The sequence below is a fragment of the Cupriavidus sp. 05T42 genome (genome assembly GCF_056396345.1).
Genome location: NZ_JBFTLH010000008.1, coordinates 299,847 through 320,616, shown reverse-complemented (window position 1 = coordinate 320,616; position 20,770 = coordinate 299,847). Strand labels below are relative to the sequence as shown.

The following is a 20,770-nucleotide window of genomic DNA, read 5'->3' as shown; positions in this document are numbered from 1 at the left end:
TCATAGGGGATGCCGGGAAGCGATCGGACCCGGCAGGACCGATCAGTAGGCCACGACGGACAGCGTCACGCCGGCCGGCAGGCGCACCTTGTCGCTGTAGACGCCATTGGTGGCCGTGCGCTTCAGCGGCAGCGTGCCGAGGCCCTGCAGGAAGGTCGGCACCGACGCCGGCAGCTTGCGCAGCGCGGCATTGGCGGTGGAGGCCGGGTCGATCTCCGGCAGCTCGAAGGTGCCGTCGGTCCAGCGCGGATAGCCGTAGCCGGTCGGCGCCTTGTCCGCCGGCATGCCGCTGCCGTTGGTCGCCGCCCAGCGCGTCAGCGCCAGGTTGAAGGACAGGCCCGGCTGGGCCGCCTGGATCGCCTGGTCGAGCACCGTCTTGGAGCCCACCACCTGGCGCGTCAGCAGATCCTTATAGAAGGGCAGCCCGAGCTGGCGGTCCAGGAAGCCGCCGAAGCTGCCGGAGACCGAGTAGCTCTCGCACGTGCCACCGCCCGTGAAGGTCAGCAGCGGGCAGTTGAAGCCGCTGTAGCGGTAGAAGTCCGGGAAGCGCACATCGCGGATCGCGTTGTAGGTCGGGTCGATGCTGTAGCTGAGGAAGTCCTCCATCTGCATCGCCGTCATTTCCTCGAGCCAGTCGTCGTAGGCGTAGGCGGTGCCCATCTTCACGGCGCGGCGGTAGAAGTTCTGCATGTGCGTCCCTTCGTGCGCCATGGTCATCTTCATCGCCTTCCTGCCGGTGGCGCCGCCCAGGGCCAGCGTCTCGCTGTCCAGGTACAGCGAAATCGACTCGTTGCTGCGCGAATCCGCGGTCTTCAGCAGGTTGTGCAGGCCCCAGAAGTAGCCCACGGTGCCGCCCGGGGCGCCGTTGCCGTCGAAATTCAGGATGACGATGTCGATCGGCTGGCCGGCGGGCAGCACGGTGTCCGGATGCGTGTTTGCGCCCCAGACCGCGCCGCCGATGCCCGTCAGCAGGTMATAGATCTTGCCCGTGCCGGCGAAGGCGGCGCCCAGGTCGTCGACGATGGTCGAGTCGATGCCGTTGACGACGTTGTACTGGGAGTCTTCCACCCAGACGTTGACGAGGGTGCCGTCGGTGGCGGTCATCTGCTTGCGCAGCGTGGCCGGGCGCGTGGAGCCGTCGGTGTGGTACCAGGACTTCGTCGAACCCACGCCCGGCACGGCGACGGCATGTGGCGCCGGCACGCCCAGCGTCTGGCGCAGCGGTTGCGCGGCGGCAACCTTCTCGGCCCAGCCGGTGCGGTTGAATTCGGCGATCTCGCGGCGGCGGGCTTCGGCCTCGGCGTCAGCGGTCAGGGCCTGGGGCGACAGGCGGGTCACCGTGGTGGCATCGAGCATGCTGGCGGAGAGCCCGGCCGGCATCAGCGCCAGGGTGTCCTTCACGTTGGTCAGCAGCAGCGAGATCGAGGTGCCGAGCAGGCCCGAGATCGAAAACTGCACGTCCTCGGAGGTGCCGCCGGCGTTGGTGTGGCCCCAGATGCCGGTGCCCGCGCCCGAGAAGGTGGCGCTGGTGGCGGCGCTGCATTGGACGCCGCTGCAGGCCTGGTCGAGGCCGGTCACCAGCAGCGGCTGCGTCGGGACTACGGGCGTGTTGGTGTCGCCGGCCTGCTGCTGCGTCGTGGTGGTAGTGGCGGCATTGTCACCGCCGCCGCCGCAGGCGGTGAGCGCAAGCGCCGCCAGGACGGTCAGCGCGGGGAGGCCGCGCGAAAACAGGGACAGATCAGAACCACGCACAGCAAGGCGACGCATCAGGACACTCCCAAGAAATAGGTGAGCCCCCGGCAGGGTGCCGGGGCGCGTCCTGTCTTAACGGCGGGCGTCACCCGTGCTTTAGGGATTTGTCAGAATTTGTCGCGTTCTGTMGTTTTTGCTGCTTTGGGGCCAGATCTGGCGGATMAGTAGACTTCCGGCACGATCATCGAGTCCGGCACCGGCTGGCGCGTGTAGTCGGCATGGCGCTCGCGCTCGGGCAGCACGATGACCGGCTGCGACGGCTCCACGTACGGCATCTGCGTCAGCAGGTGGCGGATGCAGTTCAGCCGCGCGCGCTTCTTGTCCACGGCCTGCACGATCCACCACGGCGCCTCCGGAATATGGGTGCGCTCGAGCATGGTCTCCTTGGCCCGGGTGTAGTCTTCCCAGCGGCGGCGGGACTCCAGGTCCATCGGGCTCAGCTTCCACTGCTTGAGCGGATCGTGGATGCGGCTCAGGAAGCGCAGGTGCTGCTCCTCGTCCGAGATCGAGAACCAGTACTTGACGACCTGGATGCCCGAGCGCACCAGCATGCGCTCGAACTCCGGCACCGAGCGGAAGAACTCCTCGTACTGGTCGTCGGTACAGAAGCCCATCACGCGCTCCACGCCGGCGCGGTTGTACCAGCTGCGGTCGAACAGCACCATCTCGCCGGCGGCCGGCAGGTGCGACACATAGCGCTGGAAGTACCACTGCGTGCGCTCGCGGTCGTTAGGCGCCGGCAGCGCGGCCACCCGGCACACGCGCGGGTTCAACCGCTGCGTGATGCGCTTGATCACCCCGCCCTTGCCGGCGGCGTCGCGGCCCTCGAACAGGATCACCACCTTGTGACCGGTGGCCACCACCCAGCTCTGGAGCTTCACCAGTTCGCCCTGCAGGCGGAACAGTTCGCGGAAGTACATGTGACGTTCCGCGCGCTCAGCGTCGCTGTCGGGCACGTCCGAAGTATCGCCAGGCCCGCCCGATTCGCGCGCCAGCAGGCTCTGGATCACCGAAGGATCCCGGTCCTCGAGCTCCAGTTCCAGTTCCTCGTCGTAGTAGTCCGCCACCTCGCGGTGGATGCGCCGGATCAGCGCTTCGTCGTTGTAATCCATGGCAAATCCTCCGTCATGTCCTGCATCGGCTATGGCGAAATATCGTACGCCTGACCCATGGCAATTGCATGAATTTGCGTGGTGCGGGTCACTCCGCCTGCTTCCGGAACGCCMATCGCCCGGCCAGCACCGAGAAGCTGCCCACCACCGCCACCAGCACCCAGAAGCCGTGCGGGTGGTCGGCCAGCGGAATGCCGCCCACGTTCATGCCGAAGAAGCCGGCCACGATGTTGATCGGCAGCGCCAGCACGGTCACCAGCGTCAGCGTGAACAGCGTGCGGTTGGTCTGCTCGTTGAGCTTGGCGGCGATTTCTTCCTGCAGCAGCTTAATCCGCTCCACCAGCGCGGCGAGGTCGTCGAGCACGAGCGAGAATTCCTCGGTCGACTCGCGCAGCGCCTGCAGGTCGGCCTCGCGCAGCCACGCCGGCGGGCGGTTCAGCAGCCGAAACAGCGCGCCGGGCTCGGGCGCCAGCAGGCGCTGCAGCCGCACCAGCCCACGCCGCATGGCGCCCAGGTCGGCACGGTTGCCCTGCAGCCGCTGGGACAGCAGGCGGTCCTCGATCTGGTCCACGCTGACCCCGGTTTCACGCACGATCTGTACCAGCACATCGGCCTGATCGCGCAACAGGTGCACGACGAGATCCAGCGGCGAGCGGAAGTCCTCGCCCCGGCGCACGGCGGCGCGCAGCTTGTCCACGGAGCGCAGCGGGCGTGCCCGGGCGGTCACCAGCAGGCGGTGGTCGGCGTTGGCCCATAGGGTGGAGATGTCGGTCGAGGTCACCCCGAAGTTGTAGATCACGTCGTTGACCACGGCCAGCAGCGCGTCTTCCTGGCGCTCGATGCGCGTGGAGTGCGACCCCTGCCGCAGCGCCTCGAAGAAATCGTCGGGCAGGCCGAGGTGCATCTTCATCCAGCGCTCGCAGGCGCTGTGCGACAGGTTGAAATGCAGCCACAGGAACGGCCCGTCATGGGGACGCGCCTGGGAGGGATCGGCGTCCGCCGCATCCTGGCGCTGCAACCAGGCTACTGCCTCGGCGGATGGAATCTCGCGCGGCGGCTGCCCCGGCTCGAACAGGAACCCGTTGACGAGCCCCACCGGATCGGAACCATAGCCGGATTCGACAATGCCGGATTGCATGAAACCCCCTGTCCCTTCGTCGATGATCGACACGATGTKCGCCAGCGCGCGACGCTAGCACAACAGCGTGAAAAGTCGGTGACAGACCCCCCATCCCGCGCGAATCCGAACGCGCCGAATGCACTATAACTAACCCATCACCACAAAACCGGGCGCCCGACGCCCACCAGGAGGGGACATGTCGAGACAGATCAAGAACAAGGCCGAAGTCCGCGCGATGATCCGCGCCGAGCAGGAAAAGCTCCCGGCCTGCAAGGGATGCTGCTTCGGCGACGTCTGCTGGAATGCGCCCGATGGCGACGGCTGCAACTGGAGCGTCTCGAAGATGGAAGGCGAGAGCGGCGCGGCCTGCAGCGAGGCGCTGGCGCCGAAGATCCGCGCGCTGCAGGCGCAGTTCAATATCGCCGAGGAATCGCCGCGTGGGTGAGGCCCGGCAGCCATAAAGCGCGCCCGGGGCATCTTTCGGAAAGCCACGTGAAATAAACCCGGGGCGCGCCTGTTTTGGTGTGGAATTGCGCGTACAGTGGGCCCATCCACTTTCCCGGAGGCGGCCATGGACACATCACCGAGCGCCAGCTACAAAGGGTACGACATCTACCCGCTGGTCTACACACATGCCGCGACGCACGAATGGTACGAACGCCGCCCGGACCGCACCTACAGTGCCTCCGTGGTGATCTGCCGTGAAGGGACCGATCCGGTATCGGCCCTGGTCCGGGTCTTCCCGATGCTCGCCCGCCAGTGGGACAGCCTCGGCGGCGCACGCCGCGCGGCGGTACAGGCCGGCACTGAAATCATCGACGGGCAAGTGCCCGGGCAGTCAATCTCAGGGCTCTAGCCCTTCCCTCCCCCTTACGCCGTCACACCCGCCGCCTGCAAGGGGCGGCGAATCGGGCTACCCTGTCGGTCATCGCTTTTTTGCGCGCCGAACAGGATTGCCATGACCCAAGCCCAACCCCTCCGCATCGACTTCGTTTCCGACATCGCCTGCCCCTGGTGCGCGATCGGCCTGTCCTCGCTCCAGGTCGCACTCTCCCGCCTGGGCGACGCCGTGGCGGCCGAGATCGTCGTCCATCCGTTCGAACTGAACCCGCAGATGGGGCCCGAGGGCGAGGACATCGTCGGCTACATCAGCAAGAAGTACGGCCGCACGCCGGCGCAGATCGCCGAGACCCAGACGATGATCCGCGCGCGCGGCGCCGAGGTGGGCTTCACCTTCGGCCCGCGCGAGTGGGTCTACAACACCTTCGACGCCCATCGCCTGCTCGAATGGGCGGGCCAGCAGGCGCCGGCCAAGCAGCTGGCGCTGAAGGAAGCCCTGCTGCGCGCCTATCACGGCGAGGGCAAGGACCCGAGCAGCCACGCCGTGCTGGTGGAAGCGGCACAGTCGGCCGGGCTCGACGTCGCCGCGGCACGCGCCGTGTTGGACAGCGACGACTTTGCCGAGGAAGTCCGCGCCGAGGAGCAGCAGTCCCAGGCCATGGGTATCACGTCCGTGCCGTCGATTATTTTCGACAACCGCTACCTCGTCACGGGCGGCCAGGCGCCCGAGGCATTCGAGCAGGCCATCCGGCAAATCCTTGCCGAGCGCGGCGAAGCGGCCTCCGCCTGATCTCCCTGTCCTCTTTAGGTACACGCTTATCGCGTTGGCGGTGTGACGCCAACGCGACACCCCTCTACGTCGCCCACACTTTCCCGTTCACATTTGCTAACTTTCACCCCCATTAAGTAGGGGCAGCCCTGCGCATGCATCATGCGACCAGGGCGCCGGGCCATGTCGATACATGACATTTGTCATGTACCTGTCATGAACCCAGCGACAAATACGAGCGGCACCGAAGAGTGACCGCCGGCAGTAACGGGAAGCTGTTCAACAAAAACGAAGGGGTCAAACCATGCAGGTCCTTACATCACGCCCTCGGCCGGGGCGCGACGGGCATCGCGCCACGTCTCGCCTATCGCGCCTAACGAGCCTATCCGCCGCCCTATCTGTCTGTGTTGCCGCCACCCTGCTGCTGGCCGCCTGTGGCGGCGGCGGCGGTGACAGCGCACCGCCCGCGAGTACGCCAGCCGGCGACACCCTCGGGTACACGCCGCTGTTCCCGGCAGGCACGCCGATGAACGAGCAGATCCAGTACCGTGAAGCCGACGGCACGCTGGTCACGATGATGGGCTCGCGCCCGACCGAGCGCCACGCGCGCGAGCGCGGCGAGGCGTGGGACGCCCCCGATGCGGGCCCGGGCCGCTACCTGACCTTCCCGACCTTCTACTTCCAGAACCGCACCTTCGGCCTGGAAATCCACGACCACGTGCCGGCCGGCATCTCGCGCGTGGACGTGTACCTGCGCGTCAACCAGGGCATCTTCGACGGCACCACGTTCAGCCTGTTCCGCAATATCCTGGACACCACCGTGCGCGACTACGGCTGGTCGCTGAACTACGGCTTCAACAATCCGAAACAGGGCGGCCTGCCGATCTGTAGCGAGGGCCAGCCGAAGGAGGACTGCATGATGTCCTTCGACTCGAACTGGCGGACCGATCCGCACAGCCCGCTCAAGATCGGCGACAAGGTCGAACTGGCGCCGGCGCCGCGCCTCAAGCGCGACCCGGTGGTGGACGGCGGCGGCAGCCGCTACTACTCGTTCGAGCAGCTCTACGTGGTGGGCGTGGGCATGCGCCCGTGGTACGGCATCGCCCCGAACCTCGACTCGGAACCGCTGCCCGAAGAGACGCTGCTCGGCGGCCAGGCCAGCATCTCGTACAACTACTCTGAAGAGCCGATGCGCGTGTTCCAGCAGATGGCGAACAACATCGGCATCGTCAACACGCAGCGTTTCGTGGAAGGCCGCCGGCTGTTCCACACCTCGTTCCTCGACGGCAAGCACTCGGAGCACGACGCCGACAACCCGGTCTTCACGGCCCACATCGGCCAGCTCGGCCCGCGCTACAACCAGCCGCGCTGTATCGAGTGCCATACCAACAACGGCCGCAGCGTGGCCGCCGGCATCGGGGCGAAGCTCGACACCATGTCGATGCTGACCAACGGCGCCGATGGCCGCGCCGACCCGGCCTACGGCTACAACGTGCAGCAGCACGCCCAGGACCCGACGGCGACGCCGTTCGACGTCACGCTCCAGGCGCTCGACAAGACCGTGCGCACGCTGCCTGACGGCGAGCGCGTGGAACTGGTGAAGCCGGTGTTCGCCTTCAAGGGCCCCACGCCCGCGCAGTTCTCCGCGCGCCAGGCGCCGCAGGTGATCGGCATGGGCCTGATCGAGGCGCTGCCCGAGGCCACCATCCTGGCCCAGGCCGACCCGAACGACGCCAACGGCGACGGCGTGCGCGGCATCCCGAACTGGATCGTCGATCCGGAAACCGGCAAGACGCACCTCGGCCGCTTTGGCTGGAAGGCGTCGAAGGCCAGCCTGCGCCATCAGGTGGGCGATGCGCTGATCAAGGACATGGGCGTGACCTCGCCGACGTTCCCGACGCGCGGCTGCCAGCGCGGCGCGCCGGACTGCCGCACCACCTCGGCGGCCACCTCGGTCTCCGAGGGCGAACTGCAACGGCTCACGCACTACCTGTCGCTGATCGGCGTGCCGGCCCAGCGCAGCCTGCGCAGCGGCTTCCCGGACGGCATCCGCGTGTCGCCCGAGCATGACGTGGACCCGCCCCTGATCGCACGCGGCGCCGCGCTGTTCAACCAGGTCCGCTGCGTGGCCTGCCACACGGCGACGATGAAGACCGGCAACACGCACCCGTTCGCCGAGCTGCGCAACCAGACCATCCACCCGTACTCGGACCTGCTGCTGCACGACATGGGCCCGAACCTGGCCGACTCGCTGCGGGAAGCCAACGCCGCGCCGAACCTGTGGCGTACCGCGCCGCTGTGGGGCGTTGGCTCGCTGCGCTTCGTACAGGGCGGCGACGCGAACGTGCGCCTGCTGCACGACGGCCGCGCGCGCTCGATGCTGGAAGCCATCCTCTGGCACGGCGGCGAGGCCGACAGCAGCCGCACGCAGTTCGAAGCGCTGCCCAAGGCCGACCGCGACGCGGTGGTCGCGTTCCTGCAGTCGCTGTGATGTCGATGTAGTACCAAGCGTTGAAAAGAAAACCGGGGCCTTGTGCCCCGGTTTTTGCTTTCCTCCAAGCCAGTCTGGCTAATCCGTCTGCCGCGCCGGCACCGTGAACTGGACCACCGCCCCGCGCGGGGTGTTGGGGCTGGCCCAGAGCCGGCCGCCGTGTCCGTCGATGATCGACCGGCAGATCGACAACCCCATCCCCAGCCCGGTTTCCTTGGTGGTGTAGAACGGGGCGAACACGCGCTCGACGCTGTCGGCGCTGTCGGCGCTGTCGGCGCTGTCGGCGCCGAAACCGGGCCCCGAGTCGCACACGGCCACGCTCACGCAGCCGTCCTCGGCGGGCGCGGTGCGGATCACCAGGTGCCGGCCGCCATCGCTGACGCCGCCCATCGCCTCCAGCGCATTGACGATCAGGTTGAGCAGCACTTGTTGCAGTTCGACACGATCTCCCTCGATGTGCGGCAAGCCGTCCGCCAGCGCCGTCTCCACCGTGGCAAGGCCCTTGGCGGCTTCGCCACGGGTCAGCTCCACCACCTCGCGGATCGCCGCGTTCATGTCCACCGGCTCCTTGCGGGGCGGCGATTTCTTGATCAACTGGCGGATGCGCCCGAGCACATCGCCCGCCCGGTTGGCGTCCTTGACGATGCGGGTCAGCGCCTCCCCCACCTCGTCGACATTGGGCGGCCGGCCCCCCAGCCAGCGCAGCGCGGCCTGCGCGTTGGTCACCGTCGCCGCAATCGGCTGGTTCACCTCGTGCGCGATCGACGCCGCCAGCTGCCCCATGGTCGCCACCCGGTTGGCGTGCGCCAGCTCGGTCTGCACCTCGCGGTAGCGCCGCTCGCCCTCGCGCACGCGCTCCTCGGCCTGCTTGCGCTCGGTCAGGTCGAGCACGAACGCCACGCCCTCCTGCCGGCCGTCGCCGAACGAGGCCAGGCCGACGATGACCGGCACCCGCGTGCCATCCTTGCGGATGTATTCCTTCTCGAACGGCGTGGCGTGCCCGGAGCGCTCGCTCTCGGCCAGCGCCAGCTCGCTCTCCGCGCGGATCTCCGGCGGGGTCAGGTCGCGCCAGCGCACCCGGCCGGAGATCAGATCCTCGCGCGCGTAGCCCACCATGCGCAGGAAGGCGTCATTGGCTTCCAGCACCTCGCCGGCCACGTTCCAGACGATGATGCCGATGATATTGGCCTCCACCAGGCGCCGGATCTTGGCCTCCCGCTCGGCCACGTCGCGGTACAGCCGGGCGTTCTCCAGCGAGATGGCGGCCTGCGACGCCACCAGCTTCAGCACCGCGATCCGCGTCGGACTGAACGCGCGCGCGGTGAGATTGTTCTCCAGATAGAGCGCGCCGGTCAGCCGGGCCTGGTTCATCAGCGGCAGGCACAGGATCGAGCGGGCGCGATGCTGGCGCACATAGGGGTCGGTGGCGAACGGCGAATCGGCCGCCGCATCGTCCAGCACCACGCTCTCCCGCGTGCGCAGCACGTGGAACAGCAGCGACTCGGGCAGCATTTCCGCGCTGACCGGGACGTCGCGCAACTGGAGCTGGGGCGCGTCCGTGCCAGTGGTGGCTTCCGCCGCCACCCGGTGCGCACCCGCGCCGGACAGCACCAGCAGGCCGCGTTCGGCGCCGGCCTGCTCGATGGCCGTGCGCATGACCATGTCGATCAGGTTTTCCAGCACGATGTCGCCCGAGGCGGCCTGAGACACCTTGAGAACCGTCGCCAGGTCGAGATGCTCCACCGGCGTGGCGATAGTGGTCGTCGGGCCCGGCGCGGGATCTTCGGTGCGCAGATACGGATACTCGGCCTCGAGCTGCCGCACCTTGCCGTCGGCGCCCCAGCGCAGGTAGCCATAGCGCGCGTCATGCAGGTAGATCCGGGCGATCCTCTCCAGCCCGCGCGCCGCGTAGAAGCGCGCGGCCAGTTCGTTGGCGAGCGCCTCGATGTGCACGAAGCCGCTCGCCTGCGCCGCGTCGATGGCCCGCTCGTAGCCATGCTCGGCGTCCACCAGACGGCCTTCAAGCCGGGCGATCTCGGCGCCGACCAGCGTCGCGCGGTCCGCGAAGTTCTCCGGGCAGTGCTCGGCCCAGTGCGCGAGCTGCCCGTGATGTGCGGCCAGCGCGTCAAGATGCGGCTGGCGGCCGTCGGCCGGCGCGCTGTCACAGGTGGCGGCCTCGGCCAGCGCGGCGTAGAAGTGGTATTCCGCCTCCTCGAAGAACGAGGACGAGGTCGAGAGCAGCACCTGCGCACGCGCGGCCGCGGCCATGGCGGTGACGTAGTCGCCGCACAGGTAGCGCGACTGGAGCTTCCGGGTCCAGTACCAGCACTCGGCCAACACAAGGTCCGGGCTGGCCGCCAGATGCTGTTCGACGCGCGCCTCGTCGAATGGATCGCCGTCCAGGCTGCCGAAGACCGGCGTCAGGCCGCGCAGCATCCGCACCAGCGCCAGTTGCGTGCCGATAAAGTCGGTCACCAGCCCGAAGCGCACCTTTTCGGCGTAGGCCAGCCCGCGCTCGGCCTCCGCCTGCACCTCGGCCAGCGGCTCGCCCGCGAACAGCATGTCCGAGTTGCGGGCGTTGCCCGCGAAGGCGCCGTACGGCAGGTCGCCGATCCGGTTCGCCGCCGCAAACGCGCGGCGCAGCATCGGCTCGCACTCGCGCACCGGCCGCAGCCAGCGCATGACGAAGATCGAGAAACAGAGGAAGGTCTTGGCCTCGAAGCGCGTGAGGCCGCGCCGGTCCACCAGTTCGCAGCCCAGCTGGCCGAAGCGGAAGCCGGCCTGATAGTCGCCAAAACGCCGCCCGGCCACCCGGCCGACATTGGCGTAGAGCACGCAGGACGCATCGCAGTTACCCCGCTCGATGCTGAGGCTGACTGCCTTGCAGATGGTCAGGCCGGCCAGGTTGGCATCGGTCTGCACGGCCGGCGCGAACAGCTTGCTCAGCGCCTCCACGGTGCCCAGCGACGCCGCGTCGTCCATCAGCGGCAGGTCGATCAGGTCCTCGATGGCGCGGTCCCCGAGGTGGGTCCAGATCTCGTCGTACTCGCGTCGGACCGCGTCGTCGTCCGGGTGGGGCGTCCATTCGATGCCGACCTGCCGCAGGTACTCCAGGCACACCGCCACCGCGCGGTCGCTCTGGTCGAGCACGAGGCAGATGTCCATCTGGAGGCAGGCGATCAGGGCCTTCTCGACTGTGGTGGTGGCGCGCGCCGTCAGCGCGCCCAGGCGCGCGTCCGCGATATCCAGCTGGCCAGTCAGGAACTCGCATTCCACCCGGTGCTGCTCCAGCGCGAAGCGCAGCGCATGCCGATTCGCCCAGCCCCCGTCGCCCAGCAGCTCCGCGCCGGTGCTCAGGTAAGCCAGCGCCGAGGCATAGGCCRTGGAGGCCTTGGCGCGCTGCCCGGCCATCAGGTTCAGTTCCGCCAGACGCTCGCGTTCGGCCGGCTCAGTGATCAGCGCCGCGCCGCGATTGAGCTGGCCGGCGATTTCGAAGATGGCCTCGTCGAGCATCTCCGGCGGCGTCTGCGCCGCCAGCATCCGGCCCACGCGCAGGTGGGCGGCGGGGCGCGACGCTTCCGGCGTCAGCAGGTAGGCGGCCTCGTGCACGCGGTCATGCGCGAAGGCATAGGCGCCGTCGGCGCGTTCGACCAGTTCCTGGCGGAAAGCCTCCCACAGCGCCGCGTGGACCTGCGCCTCCGGCACGCCCAGCACGGTGGTCAAGGTCGTCATCTCGGCCACGTTACCGAGGCAGGCCAGCTGCTGCAACGCCTGCTGGGTCTCGGCCGGCAGGCGGGCCAGCTTGCCGACCATCAGGTCCACCACGTTGTCGGTGTAGCCCTTGGCGTGGATGCGGTCGGGGTCCCAGGTCCACTGCCGCGCGTCGTGGTCGAAGGTCAGCAGGTTCTCCTCGACCAGTGCCTGCAGGAACTGGATCACGAAGAACGGGTTGCCGGCGGTCTTGTCCTCCACCAGCTCTGCCAGCGGGGCGATGCGCGCCCGCTCGCAATGGAGCGAATCGGCAAACAGCTGCTCGATGTGGGCGCGGCTCAGCGGCGCCAGCTTGATGTCCTCGACCTTGACCCCGGCATTGCGGATGGCCAGCAGCTTGCCGGTCAGCGGATGGGTGGCATCGACCTCGTTGTCCCGGTAGGCGCCCACCAGCATCAGGTGGCGCAGGTCGGAGCGGACCAGCACGTCCTCGATCAGGTCGAGCGTGGCGGCGTCCAGCCACTGGAGGTCATCGAGAAACAGCGCCAGCGGATGCTCCGGCTGGGCAAACACGCCGATAAAGCGCCGAAACACTAGCAGGAAGCGTTGCTGGGCCTGCTGCGGCTCCATGTCCGGCACCGGTTCCGGCTCGCCGATGATCAGCTTCAGCTCGGGAATCAGGTCCGTCACCAGCCGCGCGTTGGACTCCAGCGCCTCCAGCAGTGCGCCGCGCCAGCGCGCCAGTTCGGCATCGGGCTTGCCGAGCAGCGTGCGGACCAGGCTCTGGAACGCCTGCACCAGCGTCGAGTACGGGATATCGCGCTTGTACTGGTCGAACTTGCCGGCGGCGAACAGCCCGCGCGGCGGCACCAGCACCCGGTGCAACTCGTTGACCACCGAGGACTTGCCGATGCCCGAGTAACCGGACACCAGTACCAGTTCCGGCGTGCTCGTCCGGATGATGCGCGAGAAGGCCGAGAGCATGGTATCGACCTCATGCTCGCGCCCGTACAGCTTCTCGGGGATCATCAGGCGGTCGCGCGTGCCGTGTTCGTCGAGCGGAAAATCCTCGATGCGGCGCTGGCGCTCCCAGTCTTCCAGGCAGCGCCGCAGGTCGTGCTCGACCCCGGCGGCGGTCTGGTAGCGCTCCTCGGCCGTCTTGGCGAGCAGCTTCATGACGATGCGGGACAGCGCGGCCGGCACGGTGTCCACGCGCAGCCGGGGCGACTGCGGCATCCGGGCGATATGGCAGTGCACCCACTCCATGGCATCCGTCGCCGCGAACGGCAGCGCGCCGGTCAGCATTTCGTAGAGGGTGATGCCGAAGGCGTAGAGGTCGCAGCGCGAGTCGATCGACCGGTTCATCCGCCCGGTCTGCTCGGGCGCCATATAGGCCAGCGTGCCAGCGATGGTCTCGGGCGGCTCCGGGGCCTGGCGCTCGCGCGGCAGGCGCGAGGCGAGGCCGAAGCCGGTCAGCCGGGCCTGGCCGTCGGCGCAGTTCACGAGGATATGGGAGGGCTTGAGATCCTTGTGGACCAGGCCGCGCTGGTGCAGCTTGCAGAGCGCCAGCGCGATGCTGGTGGCGTGGCGCAGGAAGGTGCCGGCTTCCATCGGCGTGCCCAGCATCGTCGAGAGCGGCTCGCMGCCCGGATCGTCGAGCATCAGCACGGTTCGTCCGCCGTCGCGCGACAACTCCAGCGGGCGCAGGGCCCAGGCGTCGTCCAGTTCGTCCCGGAGGCCGAACTCGTGCACGAGGCGGTCGAGCGTGGCGGGCAAAGGGTGTTCCGCGGCCGGGCGTGCCAGCAGCACGGCATGGCCGTCGCCCTCGCCCGGAAGCCGGTCTCGGCAGAACACGCGTTCGCCGTCGTCCCACAGGACGTGCAATCTGTTACCCATTGGTGCCGAGACCCGATATTGATCTGCGTCAGCATATACCAAGGCGAACGCGCCGCCATGAAACGTGCGTGATCGGGCACAGCAAGGTCAGTGGGCATATGTTGGGGAGCAGGGCCGGCAGTCGCCTAATATGCCTCATCCGGCGCTTTTTCTTCAGGCCGCCATCCGCTCCGGCACGGCTTCGCTTTCGGCCACCTGAAGCAGGTCGAGCGCGCGGATCTGGTCGGTCATGAAATCGACGAACGCCCGGATGCGCGTGGGCAGGTGCTGGCGGCACAGGTAGCTGATGTAGTGGCCGCGGTCGCTCGGCACATGCTGGCGCAGGGCCATGACCAGTTCCCCGCGCGCGAGGTAGTCCTTCACCTGGTGCGCCGGCATCTGGGCGATGCCCCGGCCATCGCGCACGGCCTGGAGCACGAGGTCGGCGTCGTTGAAGGTCAGCCGGGCAGTCGGCAGCACCTTGCGCAGCTGGCCGTCCACCTTGAATTCCCACTCGGCCACCCGCCCGCTGGTGAAGCGCTGGTTGATGCAGTCGTGCTCGCCCAGTTCGTCCAGCGTGGCCGGCAGGCCCCGCTTCTGGACATAGGCCGGCGCGGCGCAGACCACCATCTGCATCGGAATGAGCTGTTTGGCGATGATGCTGGAGTCGTCGATATAGCCGTCGCGGAACGCCACGTCGACCTGATCGGCGGCGAAATTGGCGGGCCKGTCATCGAGCAGCAGTTCCACCGAGATGTCCGGGTAGGCCTCGGAGAACTTGAGCAGCAGCGGCGCCACCACATTGCGGCCGAAGCCCACGGTGGAGCAGACGCGCAGCATGCCCTGCGGCGGGCCGTTGCGCAGGTCCAGCATGTCGTTCATGGCGCCGACGATCTGGGTCACGCCGAGGTTGCAGTTCTCGAAGAAGCGCTCGCCCTCGCGGGTCAGGTTCGTGGTACGCGTGGTGCGGAGGAACAGGCGGGTACTTAGCTGCTCTTCCAGTTTCTGCACACTCCGGGAAACCGCCGAACGGCCGATGCCCAGTCGCTCCCCGGCGCGCACGAAGCTGCCCTCCGTGGCCACCGCCATGAACGCGATGATGCCGGCGTAGCTGGTGGAGAAGCAGCTGGACAGCGCGTCGGCGCGATTGGGCGTGCCCACACGAAAACCACACTGAGATGACACCGTCTGATGCATTTGATGGCCCCCCTATCAAGCGTGCCGGCAGTCTGCGGAGTGCACTGCGCACTTCGCACCGGCCATGACAGAAGGTTACGTGCCGGGGGGCCGTAAAACTATTCTGCACAGGGGTAGCGGGAGGTCCTACCTAGGATGCGCGAAGTCATACTGGGGTATTACCTGAGGGCCGCCAGGCGACGCGTAATACGTTTGTATAATGCTCCGCCGCAGGCATGCGCGCTACGCTGGAAACGTCTACACATTCACGCGATAGGTGCACGCCTGTCGCGTGCCATATCCATCCCCAAGGGTCGAGGTCGGTCTTTTGCCTTCTGATMAGATAGTGTCGATTGTCGACGATGAAGAGGCCGTTCGCCTCGCGACGGAGAGCCTGGTGCGCTCGTTCGGCAGGCAGACACGCCTGTTTGCCTCGGCGGAGGAGTTCCTGCAATCGGGCCTGCTCGCCGTCACCGCCTGCCTGATCTCCGACGTGATGATGCCCGGCATGTCCGGTGTGGCGATGCATGAACGCATCCTGTCGCTCGGCTATACGCCGCCGACGATCTTCATCACTGCGTTCCCCACCGCAGACCTCAAGGCCCGCGCGGCCGAGAACGGCGCGCTGGCCGTGCTCGACAAGCCGGTGGACCCCGACGCCATCGCCCACTGGCTCAGCGTGGCGCTGGACCTGCCATCGTAGATCGACGAATGCCGGAAGGTGGCGTCCGCTCAGGCCGGCTTGCGCGGCTGCGGCTGGACGCCCAGTGACTCGGCCTTGCGGACCAGATCGGCCACCGAGCGCGCGGCCATCTTCTTCATGACMCGGCCACGGTGGATCTTCACGGTGACTTCCGTGAGATCCATCTCATAGGCGATCTGCTTGTTCATCAGGCCGGCCACCACGAACACCAGCACCTCGCGCTCGCGCGGGGTCAGCGATTCGTAGGCCGTGCGCAGACCCGCCACCGACTGCTCGGCGGCCAGCCGCTCGCCGTCACGGGCCAGGGCGTTGGCCACTGCGTCCAGCATGTCCTGGTCGCGGAACGGCTTGGCGAAGAAATCGACCGCGCCGGCCTTCATCGCCTTCACCGTCATCGCAATATCGCCATAACCGGTCATGAACACGATCGGCATGCGCACGCCACTCTTGGCAATCTGCTCCTGGAACGCGAGGCCGCTCTCGCCGCGCAGGCGGACATCGAGAATCAGGCAGCTCGGCGCATCATGCTTGGGAAACGCCAGGAATTCCTGCGACGACTCGAAAGTCTCCACGCGCAGGCCGGTGGAGCGCAGCAGGCCGCTCAGGGCGAGCCGGACCGCCTCGTCGTCATCGACCACGTAGACCACTCGCTCCTTGCTGTCCTGCGGGCTTTTGGCCAACGTCGTTTGCGACCACGAACTCATCTCGCCTCCTGGGGGGTTACTGCGTCGATCACCTTCGCTATTGTGGCTATTGTAGGTGATTTACTATGTGCAGGCGCTGCCGCACCACCGCCGGGCGCGGACACKAAAAAKGCCCCGTTCCGGGGCCTTTCCCTACCGCCTTCGTGACGAATTTGTCACGCTTGCGGAACCTGGATTCAGGCGAAGTTCTGCGACGCGAAGTCCCAGTTCACCACGTTCCAGAATGCCTCCACGTACTTCGGACGGGCATTGCGGTAGTCGATGTAGTAGGCGTGTTCCCACACGTCGCAGGTCAGCAGCGGCTTGGCGTCGGTGGTCAGCGGCGTGGCGGCGTTGGAGGTGGAGACCAGGTCCAGCGAACCGTCGGTCTTCTTCACCAGCCAGGCCCAGCCGGAGCCGAACGTGCCCACGGCGGTCTTGGTGAACTCTTCCTTGAACTTGTCGAACGAGCCCCACTTGGCGTTGATGGCATCTGCCAGCGCGCCGGTCGGCTGGCCGCCGCCGTTGGGCTTCATCGAATCCCAGTAGAACGTGTGGTTCCACACCTGGGCGGCGTTGTTGAAGATGCCGCCCGACGACTTCTTGACGATGGCTTCCAGCGTGTCGTTCTCGAACTCGGTACCCTTGATCAGGTTGTTCAGGTTCGTGACGTAGGTCTGGTGGTGCTTGTCATGATGGAACTCCAGGGTCTCCTTGGAGACGTGCGGAGCCAGGGCATCATGCGCGTAGGGGAGCGGGGGGAGCTTGTGTTCCATTGTTCTGTCTCTTGGTTTGGGGTGGGGAGTTGCCGATTGTAGGTGACTTGCCAGACCCGCGCAAACGCGGGCGGAATGCCCCCTGGACTCATGTTAGTTTGCGCGGAAGACAATGTCGGGTCGATTGAGAATCAGTCCCATCACGGCTCCAGAACGACTTCAGAACGACTTCAGAACGACTTCAGAACGCCGCCAGCTTGGCCTGCACCCCGGCGATTTCCAGGTCCGCCACGCCATCGGCCAGATGCGCCTCCACCACGCTGCCCGCGCGCAATTCGGCCGGCGAGCGCAGCGCCTTGCCACGCTGATCCAGCAGTACCGCATAGCCGCGTTCCAGCGTGCGCTGCGGCGCCAGCAATTCCAGCGCGCCGGCCACGCGGCCCAGCCGCTGGCTTTCGCGCTCGTGGCGGCGCACGGCGGCGGCGTCCAGGCGCGCGGCCAGCCGGCCCAAATCGGCCTGTGCGGCCGCCACGTCGGGGCGGCACGCGCGCCAGCGCATCGCCAATACGTCCTGCCGGTGGCGCTGCGCGGACACCGTATCGCGCAGGGCTGCACGCAAGTGCCGGGCCAGATTGTCGACCCGCGCGCGCCGCTCCTGCAGTTGCGCCTGCGGGCTGCGCAGCCGCCGCGCCAGCCATTCCAGGTGCTGCGCGCGGCGTTCCATCTGCCGGTCCAGGCTTTGCGCCAGCGCATCGCGCGCGCGGCGAACCGCCTGCAGCAGATGCGCGCGGTCCGCGCTGACCAGTTCCGCCGCGCCCGTGGGCGTGGGGGCGCGCACATCGGCGACGAAATCGGCAATCGTGAAATCGGTCTCGTGGCCCACGCCGGACACCACCGGCACGGCGCTGCGCGCAATCGCGTGCGCCACCACTTCCTCGTTGAACGACCAGAGATCCTCGATGCTGCCGCCGCCCCGGCACAGGATCAGCACGTCGCATTCGCGCCGCGCACTGGCGATATCGAGCATGGCGGCGATCTTCTCGGCCGCGCCGGCGCCCTGCACTGGCACTGGATAGACGATGACCGGCACATGTGGCGCACGCCGCTGGAGCGTAGTCAGCACGTCGCGCATCGCTGCCGCCTGTAGCGACGTCACCACGCCAATCGTGCGGGCGTGGCTCGGAATTGGTCGTTTGCGTTCGGGAGCGAACAGACCGGCCTGGGCAAGTTTTTCCTTGAGGCGCAGGAAAGCCTCGTAAAGATTGCCCATGCCGGCGCGGCGCATGGCCTCCACACCCAGTTGCAGCTCGCCGCGCGCCTCGTACATCGACACCAGCGCGCGCACTTCCACCGCCTCGCCTTCGCGCGGGGCGAAATCCACGTGCTGGTTGCGCCCCCGGAACATCACGCAGCGGATCTGCGCGCGGGCGTCCTTGAGCGAGAAATACCAGTGACCGCTCGCCGCGCGCGTGAAGTTCGAGATTTCTCCGCGCACCCAGGCCAGCGGGAAGCTGCGCTCGAGCACGCCGGCAATCGCATGGTTCAGCTCACTGACGGGAATGACCTCCCGGGTCCGCGCGGACACGGCGGGCATCGCGGGCGGCAGGTTGCGCGGAACATTCTCAAAGTCGGGCATGGCGCACGGCCGCACAGGCGGCGTGGAATGGACATGTCCACAGCATACCCGCTGTGTCAAGTGGTACACCCCGGGCCGCGCCGATCGCTCGGATTGCCGCATCCATCCGTACAACCCTTTGATTCTTATGAGGAATCGGGTCGGACCAAAAAACAGGCAATGTAAGAGAAAACCTTACGCGTCAACCACTTACGGCCAGCGGCCGCATCTTGTTCACAAAGTTATCCACAGAAGTTCTGGATAATCGATTTGTCAAGCGTTTTGCCTGTGGAGAACTTCCGCCGATGCGCGGCGCTTGCGCTACAGCAACGGCTGGCGAGTTGCGATGTCGATCCCCGCTCACCGGGCACCGCAGTGCACCAAAAGTGCCTGATTTTTCAGCAATCAAACGGAAGTCCATATCGATCAATGACTTAACCCGCTTGTCCGGCGCTTATCCACAAGCGGTCCACAGTACTGTCCTGCTTTCATGTGGAAAGCGGTCGACTTTTTCCGGTCAGGCGTCGCGAGGGGCCCCTTCGGCCACCTTCCTGCCCCCTTTCGCTCCCTTTGGCTCATTTGCCCGTTTTTTAGGCAGGGCACGGTTCCCCGTTATGGATCAACGGCTTAGGCGGCTTCTCAGAACGCTGTCCACAGCGGGTCCACAGTCCTGTCCCGCGCCGCTGTGGACAGCGGTGGCKGTCGGACCCCCGCACCTGCGCCGCCGGGCCGCATCGCGCACCCGCCGCGTTTGCCTGTTTTTTGGGCAACGCCATCTACACCCTTTCCAATCAAGGGCTTAGCCCGCTTTTCAGGCAGCTTTCCACAACCCGTCCACAGCACTGTCCCGCGCCAATGTGGAAAGCCGCACAGACAGCCACGCAGACAGCCGCGCAGACAGCCACACGAGCCGCCCGGGCCGGGCCGATGCGCGCCTGAGACAGCACGCGCGCGAGTGTCTTGCCGCGCGTCGAGGGGCGGGTTAGAGTGGCGCCTGCATTTTTCGAGCATTGCCGCGGCGCGCCGGGTCCATCGGTGCGCAACAAAGGCTGCCGCGCATTGGCGGTACCGCACCGGTACCTCGCTGTCCGTTTCGGGTCTGTTGGTTCTGTAGATTTCGGGGGTCCACGTGTTTTCCATCATTCAAGCGGCCGGCTGGCCGATCTGGCCACTGCTGCTCGCCTCGATCATTGCCCTCGCGCTGATCGTCGAACGTTTCCTCACCCTCAAGCGCAGCAAGGTGCTGCCGGCCCGTCTGTACGAGGAGGCCCTGTCGGCCGCCCAGCAGCGCAAGGCCACGCCCGAGGTGGTGAACAATCTCGAGAAGAATTCCCCGCTGGGCCGCGTGCTGGCCGCCGGCCTGCGCCATGTGGTGCTGCAGCCGCATACCTCGCGTGACGCCGCCAAGGATGTCGTCGAGGAAGCCGGCCGCGTCGTGGCGCATGAGCTGGAGCGCTACCTGAACGCGCTCGGCACGATTGCCTCGGTGGCCCCGCTGATGGGCCTGCTCGGTACCGTGATCGGCATGATCGAGATCTTCGGCAGCCAGGGCGGCACCGGCGCCAACCCAGAACAACTGGCGCACGGCATCTCGGTGGCGCTGTACAACACGGCTTTCGGCCTGATCGTGGCCATTCCGGCGCTGATCTTCTGGCGCTACTTCCGCCGCCGCGTGGACGACTACGTGGCCGAACTCGAATTCCGCGCCACCACGTTCCTCGACGCGATCCTGCCCCAGCGGCGGGCCTGAGCCGCGGGGACGCGCCATGCATTTCCGTTCCCGCCAGCGGCGCGAGGAGCCCGAGATCAACCTGATCCCGCTCATCGACGTCCTGCTCGTGATCCTGATCTTCCTGATGATCACGACCACCTATTCGCGCTACACCGAGCTGCAGATCCAGCTGCCGACCGCTGACGCCGAGCGCGCCCAGCAGCGGCCGAGCGAGATCGTCGTGTCGGTCTCGGCCCGTGGCGTCTACTCGGTCAACAAGCAGGTGCTCGAACAGAAGGACGTGACGAGCCTCGCCGATCAGCTACGCAACGCAGCCGGCCCCCTCGGCAATGGCCCGCCGCCCGTGGTCATCGTCAATGCCGATGCCCAGGCGAGCCATCAGGCCGTCATCAATGTGATGGAGGCCGCACGTGTGGCCGGCCTGTCGCGCCTGACCTTCGCCACGCAGAGCACGCAGCAACGCTGACCTGCCCCG

At 67.2% G+C, this 20,770-nt stretch carries 15 protein-coding genes; 7 read left to right on the top strand and 8 right to left on the bottom strand.

Features of this window, described 5'->3' with window-relative positions; all coding sequences use genetic code 11:
• Positions 1–42: 42 nt before the first annotated feature.
• The 3 genes from AC1EJR_RS14030 to AC1EJR_RS14020 all read right to left on the bottom strand — a co-directional run bounded on the left by AC1EJR_RS14030 (position 43) and on the right by AC1EJR_RS14020 (position 4,002).
• Positions 43–1,767, bottom strand: coding sequence for a M30 family zinc metallopeptidase (locus AC1EJR_RS14030; protein ID WP_477147223.1), 1,725 nt, complete (start codon positions 1,765–1,767; stop codon positions 43–45).
• Positions 1,768–1,859: 92 nt separating this feature from the next.
• Positions 1,860–2,864, bottom strand: coding sequence for a polyphosphate kinase 2 (gene ppk2, locus AC1EJR_RS14025; protein WP_477147222.1), 1,005 nt, complete (start codon positions 2,862–2,864; stop codon positions 1,860–1,862).
• 88 nt (positions 2,865–2,952) lie between these two features.
• Positions 2,953–4,002 carry a transporter gene (locus tag AC1EJR_RS14020; RefSeq protein WP_477147221.1) on the bottom strand — a complete coding sequence of 350 codons (1,050 nt, stop codon included), beginning with the start codon at positions 4,000–4,002 and terminating at the stop codon, positions 2,953–2,955.
• A gap of 178 nt (positions 4,003–4,180) precedes the next feature.
• Between AC1EJR_RS14020 and AC1EJR_RS14015 the strand changes: the two genes are divergently transcribed.
• The 4 genes from AC1EJR_RS14015 to AC1EJR_RS14000 all read left to right on the top strand — a co-directional run bounded on the left by AC1EJR_RS14015 (position 4,181) and on the right by AC1EJR_RS14000 (position 8,084).
• Entirely contained in the window at positions 4,181–4,429 is a 249-nt protein-coding gene (locus AC1EJR_RS14015) for a hypothetical protein (protein ID WP_441591804.1), read from the top strand.
• 126 nt (positions 4,430–4,555) lie between these two features.
• Positions 4,556–4,840 (top strand): hypothetical protein, encoded by a 285-nt coding sequence (locus AC1EJR_RS14010; RefSeq protein ID WP_092298104.1) that lies wholly within the window; start codon positions 4,556–4,558, stop codon positions 4,838–4,840.
• 102 nt (positions 4,841–4,942) lie between these two features.
• Positions 4,943–5,614 (top strand): DsbA family oxidoreductase, encoded by a 672-nt coding sequence (locus AC1EJR_RS14005; protein ID WP_454756836.1) that lies wholly within the window; start codon positions 4,943–4,945, stop codon positions 5,612–5,614.
• A gap of 505 nt (positions 5,615–6,119) precedes the next feature.
• Entirely contained in the window at positions 6,120–8,084 is a 1,965-nt protein-coding gene (locus tag AC1EJR_RS14000) for a di-heme oxidoreductase family protein (RefSeq protein WP_218158048.1), read from the top strand.
• Between the two features lie 78 nt (positions 8,085–8,162).
• Here the strand turns inward: AC1EJR_RS14000 and AC1EJR_RS13995 are convergent, their stop codons facing one another.
• Entirely contained in the window at positions 8,163–13,691 is a 5,529-nt protein-coding gene (locus tag AC1EJR_RS13995) for a trifunctional serine/threonine-protein kinase/ATP-binding protein/sensor histidine kinase (protein ID WP_477147220.1), read from the bottom strand.
• Between the two features lie 153 nt (positions 13,692–13,844).
• Complete coding sequence (locus AC1EJR_RS13990; protein WP_092298092.1) at positions 13,845–14,867, bottom strand: LysR family transcriptional regulator; 1,023 nt, start codon at positions 14,865–14,867, stop codon at positions 13,845–13,847.
• A gap of 325 nt (positions 14,868–15,192) precedes the next feature.
• On the opposite strand from AC1EJR_RS13990, the gene AC1EJR_RS13985 reads away from it, so the two are divergent.
• Positions 15,193–15,549, top strand: a complete 357-nt coding sequence (locus tag AC1EJR_RS13985) for a response regulator transcription factor (protein WP_369823513.1) — start codon at positions 15,193–15,195, stop codon at positions 15,547–15,549.
• A gap of 29 nt (positions 15,550–15,578) precedes the next feature.
• On the opposite strand, the gene AC1EJR_RS13980 is transcribed toward AC1EJR_RS13985, so the two are convergent.
• From AC1EJR_RS13980 to xseA, 3 genes are all read right to left on the bottom strand, one after another.
• Complete coding sequence (locus tag AC1EJR_RS13980; RefSeq protein WP_092298086.1) at positions 15,579–16,253, bottom strand: response regulator transcription factor; 675 nt, start codon at positions 16,251–16,253, stop codon at positions 15,579–15,581.
• 176 nt (positions 16,254–16,429) lie between these two features.
• Positions 16,430–17,008, bottom strand: coding sequence for a superoxide dismutase (locus tag AC1EJR_RS13975; RefSeq protein ID WP_092298083.1), 579 nt, complete (start codon positions 17,006–17,008; stop codon positions 16,430–16,432).
• A gap of 181 nt (positions 17,009–17,189) precedes the next feature.
• Positions 17,190–18,584 carry an exodeoxyribonuclease VII large subunit gene (gene xseA, locus AC1EJR_RS13970; RefSeq protein WP_092298080.1) on the bottom strand — a complete coding sequence of 465 codons (1,395 nt, stop codon included), beginning with the start codon at positions 18,582–18,584 and terminating at the stop codon, positions 17,190–17,192.
• A 1,108-nt stretch (positions 18,585–19,692) separates the two neighbouring features.
• Between xseA and AC1EJR_RS13965 the strand changes: the two genes are divergently transcribed.
• The gene (locus tag AC1EJR_RS13965; RefSeq protein WP_092298078.1) at positions 19,693–20,313 is read left to right on the top strand and encodes a MotA/TolQ/ExbB proton channel family protein; all 621 of its coding nucleotides are present in this window, start codon (positions 19,693–19,695) and stop codon (positions 20,311–20,313) included.
• A 16-nt stretch (positions 20,314–20,329) separates the two neighbouring features.
• Entirely contained in the window at positions 20,330–20,761 is a 432-nt protein-coding gene (locus AC1EJR_RS13960; protein ID WP_092298076.1) for an ExbD/TolR family protein, read from the top strand.
• Positions 20,762–20,770 lie beyond the last annotated feature (9 nt).